Consider the following 16,923-nt stretch of genomic DNA (forward strand, 5'->3'; position numbering starts at 1 on the left):
TTTCAGTATTCGTAATCACGAAGCCGTTTGTTACATCACCAGTCACTGCGCTAGTGTAACCTGTGATTGCCTCTTCCTTGACGGTGTAGGTAATTGCCTTACCTGCTTCGTCTTTAAGTGGCAAACCAGTAAAGGTGTAGCGCCAATTATTCGTAGCTGTAATATCTTGCGTAGCTACAACTTCTGGAGTGCTGTTATCCACACTGCTTAGCAAGTAAACCGTCGCCTTTAGATCTTTTACTTTATCTGCAGCTAAGGTTGTACCTGTTTCATCTTTCCAAAGCTTAGTTACCTGTACGCTCGTTGTTTCTGCTTGTTTGTTAGTAACCACAAAATGATTTTGCGTTTGTTGTACCGTTGTCACGTAACCATCCAAGCTTTCTTCTTCAATACCGTACTTGATTGTTTGGTTACCGTTTTTGATTGGTAGATTGGTAAAGGTATGACTTGCTTGATTTAAGGTTAAATCGATTGGTCCAGATACCTTCACACCATCAGCAGTTAAATAAACAGTTGCACTCATTGGCGCAGGAATGGCATTACCAGTTTCATCTTGCCAAATTTTTTCTACAGTAATGGACTGTGTCGTTTGTTGGTTCGTAATGGTAAATCCATTCGCCTTACTATAACTAGTCGTTGCTGTGTAATTCGTTGGTACAGTTTGTTCTTGTACCGTATATTTATTTGCTTCTAAATCTGTTTTCACAACACCGCTAAATGTAGCTTGCCAATTGTTAGTAGCACTCAATTCCTTGGTTGCTACGACTTGATTATCTTTTAGCAATTGTGCAGTAATCGCACTAGTTGGTGGTGTTGAAAGCGTATTTCCCTCAGCATCTAACCATTGTTTGTGAACTGCTACATCGACCAATTGCGTATTCGTAAACGTAAAGCCTGTTTTAGCAGAGCCAGTCTTTTCTGTGCGATAACCAGTTAAGGCTACTTCCTGCACATCATAGGTAATTGGCTCATTTTGCTCATCGACAGTTGGTAAGTTTGCAAAATTACCTTGCCAATTATCCTCAGCTGTTAAGGTGATTTGTTGGTTCGTCGCTTGATTATTTGCATACAATTGAAGCGTAACCTCGCTTGCTGCATCGCCTACCCAAACCTTCTTCACTGGAATCGTCATCACTTGTGTATTCGTTACTTTATAACCACTTGTCTGACTGCCAGTAATCGTTGATTGATAACCAGCTGGGGTTACTTCAGTCACTGTATAAGTAATTGCTTGTTTCGTTTGACGATCATAAGTTGGTAGCTCAGTAAAGCTAGCTTGCCAATCATTATCCGCACTTAAAGTAAGTTGCTTAGTCGTTGCTGCTTGATTTGCTAGTAACTTCACTGTTACGGCTGGACCAATCTTACCTCGCCAAACTTTCTCAACTGGTAAATTCATCAACTTAATATTAGTTACTTCAAAGCCGGCCGTAGTTGATTCAATTATTGGCTCTGCATAACCACTCACTTGATCTTCGGTAACACTATAGTTAATTTCTTGATCTTGCGCATTATATTTATCTACTTTAAAGGTATGCTGCCAATTATTCGCTGCAGTTAAGGTTGCGGTTAAAGCATCATGTACACCATCTTTTAAGTAAACTTTGGCTAATTGACCATCTCCACCTAACCATGTCTTATGAACAGTAATTGCTTTTTGTTCCGTATTGGTAATCACAAAGCCTGCCGTTGCCGATCCAGTGATTTCACTTCGATAGTTATCAGGAGTAGCTAACGTTTCTTTTACGCTATAACTAATTGTTTGTCCAGCTGCATCCACTTTAGGAACATTTTCAAATTTAGCTTGCCAATTATTTTCCTCATTTAAGGTAACGACTTTAGCAGTTGCTTGATTGTTAGCCAGCAATTGAACGGATACACTAGATAACGCTGTTCCATGCCAAACCTTCTTCACTGGGATTTGTCTATAAACCTCAGTATTTTGAACAACATAACCTTCTTTAGCATTACCTGTCACTTGGGTTTGATAATCCCCATCGACTACTTCTTTTACCGTATAATTCATCGGTTGATTATTTTCATCGACAACAGGAACATTATCAATATATCCTTGCCAAGTATCTGCTTGGTTATTCAAAGCATTTTCACTAGTTAATGTAACGGTACCTTTAACTGTTTGGCCTTCAAGAAGCTGTAAGGTCACACTATCAGCTGGTGTACCTAGCCATTTCTTCGTCATCTTAATACGATTAGCAATATTGGTAACTGTAAAGCCTTCTGCTAATTGACTAGCCGTTACTTCCATCGGTGTAATCGATGCTGTATCAGGTGCGATGACTGAGCGGTAACCATCAATTACCTCTTCTTCAATGCTGTAACTATATTTCTTACCATCAGCACTCGCGACTGGTAAATTAGAAACATTTGCTGTCCATTTTGTTGAATTGGTGGTATTCCATTTAATCGTTGCATTCTTGCCGATAGTTGCCACTAATACCTTACTTGTATCGGGTTCATTCGTTGCTTCATTTGCTGTTAATAATCGGTTAGCAACTGGATTCGCTAATGTTGCATCTGTTGGAGCCGCTGTAGCTGACGCATCAGTCTCAAGCGTACGATAAATTTTTACAGTAGCATCCTCAGCTACACCACCTTGCCAGATTTTAGTTACTGGTAAAGTAATCTTGTCAATATTATTAAAGACAAACTTAGCAACAGTTGCATTCGTCGCATCGGTATTTGCCGCTACTTCCTGGCCATCTTGAGCATAGCGTTTTACGGCAATATCATAAGCAGCATCACTTGGTACAGCTTCCTCTACTACATAATGATAGCTTTGGCCTAAATCATCCGTAGCTGGCAGATTTTCAAAACTACCTTGCCAAGGTGTTTTTTCTGTTCCTTCTTCATCTACTTTACCATCTAGTAATAAGGTAGAAATAAAGGTTTTTTCATTATTAGAACCTACTCGATACAAATTAAATTGTGCAAGAGCGCCAGCTTGACTATTCACCTTCGACCAAATCTTCTGAACATCAATTTTCCGAGCAACTTCTACAGTATATTGAATTGGCACATCTTTAGGATCAGTGTAAGTTTGATTCTTCAAGACTACATCGCGACCAGCGGGATCTTGAATAGCCGGCCAGTTAAAGTTAAAATCACTTGTTCCAGAATCTCCACTTGCTTTACCAGTAAAATTACCCACAACTTTGCCATTCACTTGGTAACGTTGACCGTATGCTGCATTAGCTGGTACTTGAATATTCGCTATCCGAACTTCTAAGCTTGGTGTAACATGTAATACGTCATAGTACAAATCAGTAAATTTCGTATAATTCTTAACCAGCTTCATCGTTACTTTAACGGATTGTTCGCTGACTTTTTCTACATTGGTAATCCTGAACAATTGATTACTTTCATCATTATTAATCGCAGAATCAAGCGTTGCATTCACATTCTCTGGTAAAATCAAGCCATCTGGCACATTAAAGATTGCCGTAAAGGTACTCTGAACATCGCTCAATGCAATCGTTGATAAATCACCTGGATACTTCTCAGCCAATCTAGTAATTTGATCCTTAATCGTTTGAGAAGCAAGGCGACCAGTATAGGTTAGACTTTCATCAGGATGCACTAATTTTACTTTATCATAACCAGTGTCCGTGCCAATTAAAATATCGCCTAATAAATTACCCTTTACAGGAGCAACTGGACGAATGGTTGCCTGAATAGTTGACTCATCATTAGATGCCTCATCTTTTCCTTCTGAATTTTGCAATGAATCCCATTCATAATTAAAGTCTTCATATTTTTCTTCTGTCTGATCTGGATTCAAGGTATAAGAATGTCCGATGAAATAGCCGACCACCTTACCAGATGTTGTATATTGACGATTTGATACAAGCTTACTTGGTACCTTCACCTTTGGAATAACTACTGATAAGGTATCATTAGCTGCCGATACATCACGATGTAAATCAACAAATTTCGTATAGGAGCCACCATTTTGATTTTTCTTTAATTTCATCGTAATGACAGCCTCAGTATCAGATGCTCGCGTTACATCGGCAATATAGAACAGATCATCGGCTCCTTGTAATTGAATCGTTTTTAGTTCGCTTTCAGCAGGTAAAATCAACCCATCAGCTAGTTTAAAGGTAGTGATAAAGCTGCTATCTACTTGACTCGTGTAAAGATTATTTACGGCCGCTTCATTGTCACCATGATCATGAACATAGCCTTCTTTCAAATCATTGATTTCCGTCTTAATCCATTCAACATTTAGTGTACCTTGGTAGTTAATCAAGGCTCCTTCTGTCTCATCTAGATAAACGGATTGAATCTTGTTGGTTTCGTAGTCAACTGAATTATCCTCTTTCACTTGTCCTACAGACATATCCCCAAGTAATGAAACAGATATCGGTGTATTATATGTGTAGCTAACTGATGCTGTAGCAGTAGAACTCGCATCTGCTCCTGATGGATCCTGCGTTGGCGTTAAGCTGAAGCGATAATTTGTCGCTGCACTGTTAGTCCCTACGATTAAACTTGGTGTACCTGTAATATCTAATGTAGCACTAATATTTTCACCATTCGTTTTTCCATCAACAAGCATTAAGCCATCTACACTGATTGCTAGTTCATTTGACTGATTATCTACAGCATGAACTGTTGATGGTTGAAATAGACGGGTAAGCGCCGTCAATGGATTAACTGATGCTGTAGCTTCAGTGGTAGTAGATGGTTGTATGCGTTCCTTCAATTCAGCATAGTTTGTAATCGCTGGATTCATCGTAATATTGACTAAAACCTCATTACCATTCATCGTTGTTGTAGATTCGAAAGCTGCGTTCAAACCACTGACTTTGATTTTATCGCTACTAGGCGCTTGAAACTTAGATGGAATTGTTAATTTGACCGTATATTTAAAATTACTTGCTTGAATCAAAATATCTTGATCTGCTTTATCTGGATACTTATCTTTCAGAGCTAATAGTTCATTTACCAGATTGGTTAAATCAAGCTTAGCATTTAGTTGCGCATCATCTTCATGATTAACCATTTCAACCTGACTACTTGCTTGGATCTCTTTTCCATATAAATCAGCTGGTAATTGGGTAGTAGTTGTTTCTGTCGGAATAGCTGAATCTGCTTGCCAACCAAGATAGTAGGTTGTATCAGCCGTAATCGCTGGATTTTCGCCTTCCACTTGCCCAAAAATATCTGTATAATCATCAAAACGAATCGAATCCGTCCGATTAGGTTGTTTGTACCAATAATAATTAATGACTCCCGTCCAATAATTTTCTACGCCATACAATTTTTGGACAAATTTTGTTGCCTTAGCATTCGTTGGCGTTAATTGATTGTGATCAAGTCCACCTAATAACTCTCTAAACGCTTGATTATAAGTTGCTTTTTGCTTAAGAACAGCTACCTCGCCCTTATTACTATCCACTTGGATATCAAAGATGGTTGGATTGGTTCTAAAGATAGAATCGGTACTAAATACCCCTCCATTTGCTGAGAACTTCACCGTATAATATTCAAGGTCATACTGTGCATATAGGTCAATTTGTGACTGCCCCTCAGTAAAGTTGACTGTCTCTGCCGGTTGAATCGGTGCAGTCTGGCCGGCTGGATCGGTGGTCCAATATTTAAAGATTTTTCCTGGAACCTTAAAGCCAGCCTTTTGTTCAACAATGGTGTGATAGTCTACAACACTTGCATTTGTTGCCGTTTGATCAATAGCCGATAGATAAGTTTGGTCATCCGTCGCATTGTTGTGATAAACCACCATTTTTGAATCCCATTTGGCATAAACATTCAAATCTTGAGTAATCGCATCAGCTTCATTAAAGGCGTGCTCTACGCCTTGACTATCTTTGTAAAACCAACCTAAAAAGGCTACACCATTAGCATCCACAGGCGTACCAAGCGTTGTATTTCCCTCAACGTCGGATAGATGATAATTACGAATCGTTCGCAGCGTTTTATCAGCAGTCGAACCATCAGCAAAGGTCGCGTCACTATTATTTAAGGTCACCTTCACCTTAGCCGCTGGTGTCCAGACACGTTTTTTACCATCATTTGTTGCTTTTGCTACATTATAAGTATAAGTTGCTGTATTCTCTGCATTTGGTAACGTTAATTGATTGATGCTTGCATCCTTTAGGGTGAATAAGGTAAGACGTTCATTTCCATTTTCACTACCGTTAGTTGGTGTATTCCCTACACTTGGATTATTGACATTCCATACCCATTTATACGCGCCACCTACAACAATCGTCGGATTCGTCGTTCCTGGATTGGCACCAATACTATCCCCAGGCGAGCTCATTGCTGTATTATATACACTATCGCCGGAAAATTTAAAACGAATGGTATTGGTGGTATCATAGCTCATGTAATTGGCACCCATCGCAGCACTACCTGCATTGTTCACGTTAATAGTTGAATCAATTACATCTACACTGGCTTTAGCTAAATTATAACCACCACGGCCTTTAGCATTTTGTAAATTAAACGTAGAACGAATAATCCTTGAAGGTGTACCAATTTGCGCAGCTGAACTTGAATGACTAATTAATGCAGAAAACATATATCGTCCATTACCATCAAAGGTGACATTGGAATCTTCAATAGTAAACGGTCCGTTAAAGGTAACCCCCTGATTTGTAGAAAATTTAGCCGGACTAACATAGAGAAAATCAGATTGCTTAATCTGATAGGCACCAACGGAGTACCACATATTCTTGGTAGTATACTTAACATTTTCAAGATTCCAGGTGCCTGATCCAGTTCTACCATAACCGTTAGCATCATTAACTGCTTCAATATTGACCGTGGCATTTTTAATCAGCTTACTATTATAATTAAAAGGTGAAGCTGAGTCAGTTGATTCAATCACTAGTGACTGACGATCATCAGTTGAACCTTCTAACGTCTTAGCACTACCATAATCCAACCCCATCCGATTTTTACTCAACGTATAGTGGCCATCTGATATTTGGGCGTTATCTCTAAATGCTAACGCACGATTAAAGTATTTCATCGTTAAGGTTGCCTGATTAGAGGTTTGAAGCTTAGCCGTACTTTTCAATAGAATACCATCAAAAACATTCGTTGCTGATGTATTATAATTTGTATCAGTTAACGAACCAGTAATGGTAGTATCGCCAGCAATATCTAAAGTAATCGCTTTAGCGATAACCACTCCTTCTGCCAACGCATCATTTTTGAAATTTCCTTGAATATGAATAACATCACCGGCTACCGCTGCTGTCACTGCGGCATTTAGTGTTTGATAAAGTGTATCTTCATTTGTATTCAACCAAATCTTGCCATCAGTTTGAGCGTCAAGCTCGGTTACAATAGCGTAGATTGAAAATTCATTTGCCTGAATGGTTACTTGTCCTGTTTTTGAATTGTGACTGATAATTTGAGCGGTCTCGGCTTTTCCGTTACGATTAGATAAGTGATAAGCAGTTAATCGAGTTGCTTGCTTAAAAGCAGGATTCGTAATAGTGACTAACACATTTTCCTTAGGCTCAAGATGATTTGCTTCATTCGTATGAAAATTAAAATCGTAAGCAACCACTTGTTTAGCAGCTACCTTATTGTCTAACTTGCGAATACTATCTAACACTTGATTTTTGGGTACATCCGTTACCGCCAAATCGACATCATCCGGAAAAGCATCCTGTGATCCCAACACATTGATTTTCTCGTCTTCGTTCATTTTCTTCTCAATTAATTGAGAATTCGATGATTGATTTTGCTTATTTTTTATCGTATGAACCGATAATAAGCTGGCTGTATTTTTATTAGCTGAATGTGTAGTAGATAAATCACTGACATTCATCGACCAGCCCTTTTGCAAAACGAATAGCAAGACCAACACCGAAAAAATAACGAATAAGATTTTATTCATCTTTTTCATCCTTACTACTCCTCTCTATTTTTTCAATATGAGATTGCCTTCTCTCACCCTTAATGATAAATCTAACAGCTTTTAATAGCAAATCCATACGTTTACATACATAACTAAAATCTGTTTTTTTAAAATAGGAGATAGTCGTATAATAATAACAAAAAATATTATCAAGTAAAAATGAAAACTGATTTTTAACAGCCTGCTATTATGTTTTAGAGTATAAAATAATTTCTCTTTTTAATTAAATAAACTAAAATTATTAGTTTCTCCATTTACTCCCAATTTAGGTTGAAACTTTGTAAACCTTTCTGATAATTTAGATGATTGATGCATCATCTTCATTCGTACTTTTTAAAAAATGATTAAAAAACTGTAAAAAGACTGCCGAATCTTTCAATAGCTTTTTCCCATTAAAAGATTTAGCAGTCTTGATTTTCTCTATTAGTAGTTTAACATATCGCTTCTGCACTAATCATGCACAACAGCTTGAAACTCTAGCAATAATTGCTGGAAAGCTTGGTCCAAGGTTTCGGCATGATGGGTGCGATCATAACGTAAAATCGGAGTTACCTCCAAGTCCAGTAAACTTTCTGCGATTGGCTGACCGTCTTTTAGCGTTACAATAATTCGGGGATGATAATTCTTTTCACCACACGGACCTAACACCGACTTACTAAGCTCAAATTCAGTAGCACTCAACGCTTGCAGACGATAAATTTTTCCTTGAATCGTTTGACTTTGATTTTGCCAATTCGTTAACACCTCTTGCCATAACTCGTTCATCTAAATCACTCCTTTTGACCTTTTCTTTTATTATAACCAAGATAGGTAGCCAAGACCATTGCAATCTGGAATAAATGCGCTATACTAAATCGAAAAAGTGCCTGGAAACGAGGAGGATGAAAAATGGTTATTGATTTTCAAAATGTTGATTTTATCCGGAATCAGCAAAAGCTACTCACGCAGATTAATTGGCAGGTGAAAAGTGGAGAGCACTGGGGAATTTTAGGTTTGAATGGTGCTGGAAAATCCTTGCTATTACAGCTGATTACTGGAAATTTATGGCCCTCAAGCGGCAAACTAACTGTACTTGGAGAAGTCTTTGGTCAAACTTCAATTCCTGAATTAAATCAGCGTATCGGCTGGGTAACTAGTTTATTACAACAGCGTATTCCTCAGCATGAAGTGGCTGAAAAAATTGTGTTGTCTGGTAAGTTTGCTAGCTTTGGGATCTATCAAGACTACCAAGCAAGTGATTTAGCTCAAGCCAAAGCACAATTAGAACAGCTTCAGGTCGCCCATGTGATTGGTCAGCCCTTTGGTATTTTATCGCAAGGACAAAAGCAATTGGTCTTAATTGCTCGAGCGTTAATGGCTAATCCTGAATTATTAATCTTGGATGAACCATGCAATGGCCTGGATTTATTTGCTAGAGAAGATTTATTAAAACAAATCAATCAGCTACTCTTAGCCCAAGGTGGACCAACCTTACTTTATGTCACTCATCATACAGAAGAGTTACCTCAAGCGCTCAACCACCTACTGATGCTAAAGAATGGTCAGATTTTTGCTAAAGGAGCTACGCAACAATTATTAACTTATGAAAAGCTACAAAATTTTTATCAACGTGAGATTCAATTACTTCCCTTAGCGGATCATCGAATCGCTGTTTTACCAAAATAATGCAAAAATCCAGCAAATCTTGTCTAATGGCTAAGACTTGCTGGATTTTTTATTGCTTTTTTTTACTTTTGCTTGAAAAGTTATACTAGCTTCAATTTTCTGACAATTTTTTGTAAGACAAAGCCTGCACCGCCGCCTAACAAGGTACCGATGATTGCAGGTACTAGCCAACCAAAGCCAAGAGAAGCTAAAGGCAGAGAAGAACCATCGAAATATTGCCAATTTGCATTAACGGCTTGCAAGGCATCATTTAAACTGATAAACGCAGTAAAAATGACCGCTCCGACATAATTGCCCTGCTTTAAAGGAACAAGATGGTTTAAAAAGCCAAACAAAATTAAAACAATAATAATCGGATAAACAAAATTTAACACTGGAATCGAAATTTTAATTAATTGATCCAAACCAACGTTAGCTACTGCCGCACTAAAAATCGTAAAGATAAGTAAAAAGCGTTGATAAGAAATATTAGGGAACATACGATTGAAATACCACGAACAAGAGGATAATAAGCCTGCACCAGTTGGCAAACAAGCTAACAAGACCACTACGCCAAACAAAACATTGCCAAATGGTCCAAAATAATGATGGGCAATACCTGAAAGAATCGCAGCACCACCTGTTTGTCCAAGACTTGCACTACTTGCTCCGATATAAGCAATTCCTAAATAAATCAAGCCTAAGCAAGTGGCCGCTACTAACCCTGATTTTAAAATGATTTTACGTGTTTCTTTTTGACTATGAATCCCCATATTTTTGGTTGCATTAATAATAATCGTAGCAAAGATAATCGAAACGATTGTATCCATCGTCAAATAACCAGCTTTTACCCCAGTAGCAAAGGGTAAGTGTGCATATTTTGCTTGAGGTGCTTGTAAATGATCAATCGGAAATAATAAATTGGTGATGATAAAAACACCTAAAATCGTTAGTAAAAAAGGCGTAATCAACTTACCAAAACGATTGACGAATTGATTCGGATACAAAGCCAAATAGTATACAACTCCAAAAAAAACTAATGTAAATAAAAAGAGAAATAACCGTTGATTTTCTGCCGGTAAAAAAGGAACAACTGCGATTTCATAGGAAACCAAACCAGTTCTTGGACCTGCAAAAAACGGACCAATCGCTAGGTAGGTCATACAAGTTAAAATACTTGCAAATACTGGATGTACAGCAGTGGCAATATCTTCGGTTTGCCCCTTTTTACTAACAAAGGCTATTGACACCAATCCTAATGTTGGCAAACCAATGCCAGTGATTAAAAAGCCAGCCATCGCCTGCCAAACATTTTGACCTGCTTCTTGCCCTAATTCGGCTGGAAAAATCAGATTCCCTGCGCCAAAGAATAAAGAGAAGATCATTAAGCCGATAAAAAAGGTTTCCTTAAAACTTAGTTGATTTTTTTGCATGATTTTCCTCGCTTTCAATAATTAATATTTGGTAAGTAGCTACTTCATCAAATCAGCAAGTCTGGGGAAAAATTTTTTAACCTGTTAATTTTCCCAGACTAATACTTATTTGCTCGTAGCTGTTCGACTTACAAAACATCCTTGTATTTTAAAATAAAAGAGCGAGTGACTTAGCTAAAAATAAGCCACTCGCACTTTCGGACTTTTTCTATTTATTTAACTATCGTTCTAATCTTTTAGTTAAAACGCAACCCTTTTGGATAGAAGTTTTTGATTTGACCTTGAACTTCTTTCCCAAAGCCAACCGCTATTTCATCAACAATTAAAACAACCCAGCCTTGATTGCCATCAGAAGTAATCGTTTCACCACGAACATACTTTTTCCATTCACTGATAGTCAATAAGCAATGAGGATAATTCTTTGGCTGTTCTAATGCCATCGCCAAAGCAAAGGACGGCTCAAAGCGATTTTTCTTAAATTCGCCCAGATGAAGTCCTGCGCGCAATACTTTTAATTGTTGCAATGTCGGTAATTGTTCTGGAACTAGCCATAAATGCTCACCAAAAGCCTTTAGCTGCCCAGTGAAAGGAATTGGAAACTGAGTAGAAAATTCCTGCCACAATCTAAGCTGTTCTTTAGTCAATTGTCCCTTGTCACTAGAAACTTTAGCTTTTTTCTTAGACTTACGTGTTTTTTCCTTATCTAAAGTAGCAGCAGGCACTTCTGTTAATTGCTTGATATTATCAGCTGACAAACGTAATCGAGCCACAAAATGTCCTTCGCCAGCATTAAGATGCGGCCAAAGTCGAAGTGTTCGCTCAAGACCAGCTACACTTCCCCACTCACTTCGACCACAGGAAACATTCTGATTGCCTAAATCAATTGGCGCAATCGTAAAATCATAAGTTTCCACTAACCAACTGATTATTTCCTCATTTTCTTCTGGTGCAAAAGTACAAGTTGAATAAATCAACTCTCCGCCTGGTTTTAACATTTTAACCGCTTCAGCTAAAATCAGTTTTTGGCGTTTGGCGCAATTCTCTGGGGTATCTGCTTGCCATTGTCTAATCGCTTCTTCATCCTTACGAAACATCCCTTCCCCAGAACAAGGGGCATCCACCACAATTTTATCAAAAAACTGCGGAAAAAAAGCAACCAATTGTTCTGGTGCATGGTTCGTCACGACGACATTTCGTGCACCCCAACGCTCCAAGTTTTCTGAAAGGATTTTAGCTCGCTTGGGCATGATTTCATTAGCAACCAAAAGTCCTTGTTGTTGCAATTGTCCCGCTAATTGGGTAGATTTCCCACCTGGCGCCGCACACAAATCTAAGACCTTCTCACCAGGTTTAGCCTGTGCAACACTAGCTACAATCATCGCACTAGGTTCTTGCGAATACACATAACCTGCTTGATGCAATAATGAACGACCACTTACTTCACCCAAGTAGCCTTCCGCAGCATAAGGCGCTTTTTGCAACGAATCTGGATAATATTTCGTTAACATCGATTGTGCCTGCGTCTTTAATGGATTCAAGCGAAATCCTTTATTGGTCGAAGCCGTTGTAATTGCTGCGAAGAAATCCTCAGCTTCTACACCGAGTAATTGCTGATATTTATCGATAAATGCTTGAGGTAACTGTATACTCATTCTTACAACTGGAACAATCCAGCTTTCCTTTCTAAAAATCTCACAAAAAATATTATACCAAGCATAAAAATCATTGGTCAACTGATATTGAATCTTTTTTTTGAAAAAAATAAATTTTTCGACAATTTAAAACAATTATTCAACTTTAACTTTAGTCCTATATGAGCTATCTGCCTTTTGGTTGAAGCAACCATATTTTGTATGCTACAATAACCGTGGTAAAGGATTTTCTTTTTTTGGCTTAAAGCACGAGAAAATCTAGTATTCCTTTAGCATATATTAAATAAGATTCGTTGATTCGCTAATTTACCACAAAGCTGGGTTCTCTGTGTTCAGGATAATCCACTTTGTTTTTTTGTCATTCATCATTTTTAAAGAATCAGTTTGAGCAGCTAGCTTATTACTCGAAGCTAAACGCTCAACTGATAGTCTTTGTTTAATCAACTTGTGTTCGTTACTCGCTCAACAAATATGTCTCGCTGAGGAGAAATTCATATCTTTTCTAATTTCTTCTCAGCGAGCAACCATATTTGCTCGCGACTTACCAACGAACACATAGTCTTTGTTTTAATCAACATCAGTTTGAGCAACTTCTCGATAATAAGCTGTCTGCTGAAAAAGTGTCGAAATCCTTGCACTTTTCTCACCAGCTAGCTTATTACTCGAAGCTAAGCGCTCAACTGATAGTCTTTGTTTAATCAACTTGTGTTCGTTACTCGCTCAACAAATATGTCTCGCTGAGGAGAAATTCATATCTTTTCTAATTTCTTCTCAGCGAGCAACCATATTTGCTCGCGACTTACCAACGAACACATAGTCTTTGTTTTAATCAACATCAGTTTGAGCAGCTTCTCGGCAATATGCTTTCTGCTGAAAAAGTGTCGAAATCCTTGCACTTTTCTCACCAGCTAGCTTATTGCTCGAAGCTAAGCGCTCAACTGATAGTCTTTGTTTTGAGAGGGGTTTTTTTATGTTGTTGATGAAAGATATTGTTCGTGAGGGGCATCCTGTTTTGCGTGAGGTGGCAAAGGAGGTTGAATTGCCTTTGTCAGCAGAGGATTTAGCACTTGGTGAGGAAATGATGATTTTTTTAAAGAATAGTCAGGATAAAGAAATGGCTGAAAAATACGAATTACGAGGTGGTGTAGGTTTGGCTGCACCTCAGCTAGCAATTAGTAAGCGAATTATCGCTTTATTGGTTCCTAGTAATAATCCTGAAAAACCAGAGCCTTTGTTAAATACCGTCATGTATAATCCTAAAATTGTTAGTCACTCTGTACAATCTGCTTGTTTGGCAGATGGCGAGGGTTGTTTATCTGTAGATCGTGAGGTGCCAGGTTATGTCGTACGTCATGCTAGAGTAACGGTTGAATATGTTGATGCAAACGGCCAAAAACAAAAGATTCGTTTGAAAAACTATCCAGCGATTGTTGTTCAACATGAAATTGATCACTTAAATGGTATCATGTTCTATGATCATATCGCTTCACCTAATCCATTTGCCCTAGCTGAAGATGTGTTAGTATTAGAATAACCTTGGTGAACGACTCACCATTTAGTTAAACCCAATAAAAACGGATTGGTAACTTCTGCCTCATTACGTTAAAAAGCACGGAATCACTCAAAGAATCCGTGCTTTTTTATTTATTCTGCTAACAAAATGCCTTTTTCTTTTAAAGCTGCTTTGATATTTTCCAAAGCGTTTTGATCTTGACAGCGAATCGTATGTAGATGAATGCCATCTGTCAAATTAGATAATAGGCTAGCTTGTGATTGTTGGTAATTATTCATGAAAACTTCTAAATCTTCTTGCGTTTTGATACATAAACGCCCCGTAATTTCACCATAAAGCTCGTGTTCAACAATCACGTCTAAAATTTCACCATTATGATCTAAAATCGTCTGTAATTCTTCTTTGACTTGATTCGGTCCGTGACAAACCGCAATTTTCACTTCTAAGTCATCACTTTTTTTTGTTTGTAAACGATAGCCCCTAGAAGTAGCGATAATTTCCTCGCCACTTGCTCGCAGTAAGGCAATATCCCCAACAATAATTTGACGACTTACTGCAAATTTATTAGCTAATTTGGTTGCACTAATTGTCTTTTCCGCCTGTGATAATTCCTTTAATATCTCTAAACGACGAGTTGCACCATCCATTCTATCCCTTCTTTCTGAATATAAATTAAGTTTAGCTATTCTTTTCAGCTTGATAGCTTCTGGAGTGCTTCATAATATCATTAAATGTAGCTAATATCGTTTCTTTATAATCCTCATTTTTCACCTGTTTAGCTAATGTGTCAAGCAAAGCCTGTTCACGATTCGCATCTAATACTGGTAAATTATGGGCTTTTTTATAAGCCGCAATTTGACTAACCTGATCCATCCGTTGTTCTAATAATTGAACAATCTTTTGATCAATTCGATTAATTGATTGTCGAAAAGTGGTCAAATCTGGACTTGCTTGCTCATCATCACTAGCTAGCTGCTTAATGATACGTGCAGGATTACCAGCGATTACTACATTATCAGGAAAGCTCTTTGTCACCACACTCCCTGCTCCTACTACTACGTTATCACCTAGGGTTACACCGGGTAAAATGACACTGCCCCCACCTATCCAAACATTATTGCCAATTGTTATTGGTGCACCATTTTCATAGCCACTATTCCGTTCAACTGGATCTAACGGATGATAAGCCGTATATAATTGAACATTTGGTGCAAGCATGCAATTATCGCCAATGGTAATCGGACAAATATCTAATAAAACGGCATTAAAATTCGCATAAAAATTTTCCCCCACCGAAATATTATAGCCATAATCAAAATGGACAACCGGCTCCATATAAAGATGTTCTTTGGTTTGACCAAAGGCTTGCTTAATAAGCGCACTACGTTTTTTATTGTCCATTTCTTGATTAATTTGTGCCATCCATTGACGGGCTTTTTTACGATCAGCCACTAACTCACTATCTCCAGAATAATAGCTCTCACCAGCAATCATCTTTTCTTTTTCACTTTTCATTCATTCACCTCATTACTCATTACTCTTTGCAAATTTTTGAAAAAATTCAGCCGCATCCATGCACAAGAAGTGATTTGCACAAGGAACGACAATTGGTGTTTGATTAATCACTAACACCTCGGCACCAGCCTTTTTATAATGGATTAAATCACAAAACGGATGGACCTGGAAGCTCGTACCCACAATCACCACTAAATCCGCTTGTGCCACTGCTTGAGTGGCCGATGATAAAACATCCTCACTAAAGCCCTCTTCATATAAAACAATATTTGGTCGAATTTGTCCGCCACAATGTTGATGACGATCTGATACCAAATAGTCTTCCACTGCTACTGCTTGTTTACAGCGACGACAATGACATTGATACAGCGTGCCATGAAAGTCCACACATTGCCAGCTACCAGCTTTTTTATGCAAGCCATCAATATTTTGCGAAACAACCCAAACAGACTTTTTCTTAGCTAAGGCAGCCATTTGCTGGTGAATGATATTGGGTTTAGCCTTTGGATGATAGAGTTTCTTTACAAAATCATAAAATTTTGCAGGTTCTTCATCCATGCAAGTATGACTCAATAAATACTCAGGTTGTTCTAAGCCATGATACACTCCTTTTAAAGAGCGATAATCAGGAATATTCGACGGGGTAGACACCCCGGCTCCTGTTAAAAAGGTAATATTCTCATATTTTTCTAGCAAATGAAGTGCTTCTTCTAAAGCAATTTCCATCCAATTTCACCTCAAATCTTCTTAGAAAATAAGCCAAATATTATTTTGAATTTTCTTACTATATTATAGCATTTTTAACCTTGGATAAAGAAAAAATTTCAGAAAAGGTGGCTTTTTCACTGTAAATAAATGATTGTTCAGGGAGCTTGCTCCTTTTTTATCCACATTTTTCTAGCAAAAATATTTGCAGAAAATAAATGAAAGCTATTGACAAATCTGAAAAATTTTACTACCCTATAGAAGATTAATTGAATAATACTCCTTCACTTTGAAGTAGAGGTCGCGGTTTTTATTACCCCTGTGGAGTCAAGCAAGACGGTGAAACAGGTCTAGGAAAAATCGCCGAAACCTTCTTTTGTTGCTTAAAAAGAAGCGTTGGGGTGCAAGCGAATAGTTTGCACACTGTCTTAGTTAAACTAAGGTGAGCTATGTTTAGTGAAAAGGATTGTGTGATTAAAAGCAGTCGTTTTCCAGGCACCTTTGGAAAATGATTGCTTTTTTGCTTATTATTCAACTTTGATT

The 16,923-nt window shown here is 37.9% G+C and carries 9 protein-coding genes and 1 riboswitch; of the genes, 2 read left to right on the forward strand and 7 right to left on the reverse strand.

The window, feature by feature from the left end; translation table 11 throughout:
• Both RK02_RS11380 and RK02_RS11385 read right to left on the reverse strand, forming a co-directional pair.
• Positions 1 to 7,906 (reverse strand): Cna B-type domain-containing protein (locus RK02_RS11380; protein ID WP_016184380.1); only part of this gene is annotated, 7,906 nt, incomplete at its 3' end.
• A gap of 462 nt (positions 7,907 to 8,368) precedes the next feature.
• A complete protein-coding gene (locus tag RK02_RS11385; protein ID WP_016184381.1) occupies positions 8,369 to 8,683 on the reverse strand; it encodes a hypothetical protein in 315 nt (104 codons plus the stop codon).
• 123 nt (positions 8,684 to 8,806) lie between these two features.
• On the opposite strand from RK02_RS11385, the gene RK02_RS11390 reads away from it, so the two are divergent.
• Positions 8,807 to 9,583 (forward strand): ABC transporter ATP-binding protein, encoded by a 777-nt coding sequence (locus RK02_RS11390; RefSeq protein ID WP_016184382.1) that lies wholly within the window; start codon positions 8,807 to 8,809, stop codon positions 9,581 to 9,583.
• Positions 9,584 to 9,663: 80 nt separating this feature from the next.
• Here RK02_RS11390 and brnQ read toward each other — a convergent pair whose 3' ends face one another.
• Positions 9,664 to 10,995 carry a branched-chain amino acid transport system II carrier protein gene (brnQ, locus tag RK02_RS11395; protein WP_016184383.1) on the reverse strand — a complete coding sequence of 444 codons (1,332 nt, stop codon included), beginning with the start codon at positions 10,993 to 10,995 and terminating at the stop codon, positions 9,664 to 9,666.
• Between the two features lie 236 nt (positions 10,996 to 11,231).
• On the reverse strand, positions 11,232 to 12,647 hold the full coding sequence (locus RK02_RS11400; protein ID WP_211211282.1) for an RsmF rRNA methyltransferase first C-terminal domain-containing protein: 1,416 nt from the start codon (positions 12,645 to 12,647) through the stop codon (positions 11,232 to 11,234).
• Positions 12,648 to 13,617: 970 nt separating this feature from the next.
• Here RK02_RS11400 and def point away from each other — a divergent pair.
• The gene (gene def, locus RK02_RS11405) at positions 13,618 to 14,181 is read left to right on the forward strand and encodes a peptide deformylase (protein ID WP_016184385.1); all 564 of its coding nucleotides are present in this window, start codon (positions 13,618 to 13,620) and stop codon (positions 14,179 to 14,181) included.
• 110 nt (positions 14,182 to 14,291) lie between these two features.
• Here the strand turns inward: def and RK02_RS11410 are convergent, their stop codons facing one another.
• Genes RK02_RS11410 through RK02_RS11420 form a run of 3 tightly spaced genes read right to left on the reverse strand, consistent with a single transcriptional unit; the run spans position 14,292 to position 16,401 of the window.
• Positions 14,292 to 14,807 carry a transcription repressor NadR gene (locus tag RK02_RS11410; RefSeq protein ID WP_016184386.1) on the reverse strand — a complete coding sequence of 172 codons (516 nt, stop codon included), beginning with the start codon at positions 14,805 to 14,807 and terminating at the stop codon, positions 14,292 to 14,294.
• A gap of 31 nt (positions 14,808 to 14,838) precedes the next feature.
• Positions 14,839 to 15,675: a chorismate mutase gene (locus RK02_RS11415; RefSeq protein ID WP_016184387.1), complete on the reverse strand. Its 837-nt coding sequence runs from the start codon at positions 15,673 to 15,675 to the stop codon at positions 14,839 to 14,841.
• Positions 15,676 to 15,687: 12 nt separating this feature from the next.
• Positions 15,688 to 16,401 carry an NAD-dependent protein deacylase gene (locus tag RK02_RS11420; RefSeq protein WP_016184388.1) on the reverse strand — a complete coding sequence of 238 codons (714 nt, stop codon included), beginning with the start codon at positions 16,399 to 16,401 and terminating at the stop codon, positions 15,688 to 15,690.
• A gap of 266 nt (positions 16,402 to 16,667) precedes the next feature.
• A riboswitch (Lysine riboswitch) is annotated at positions 16,668 to 16,838 on the forward strand.
• Positions 16,839 to 16,923: the final 85 nt, after the last annotated feature.

Source organism: Enterococcus columbae DSM 7374 = ATCC 51263, from assembly GCF_000406925.1.
In the GTDB taxonomy this organism is placed as follows: Bacteria; Bacillota; Bacilli; order Lactobacillales; family Enterococcaceae; genus Enterococcus_E; species Enterococcus_E columbae.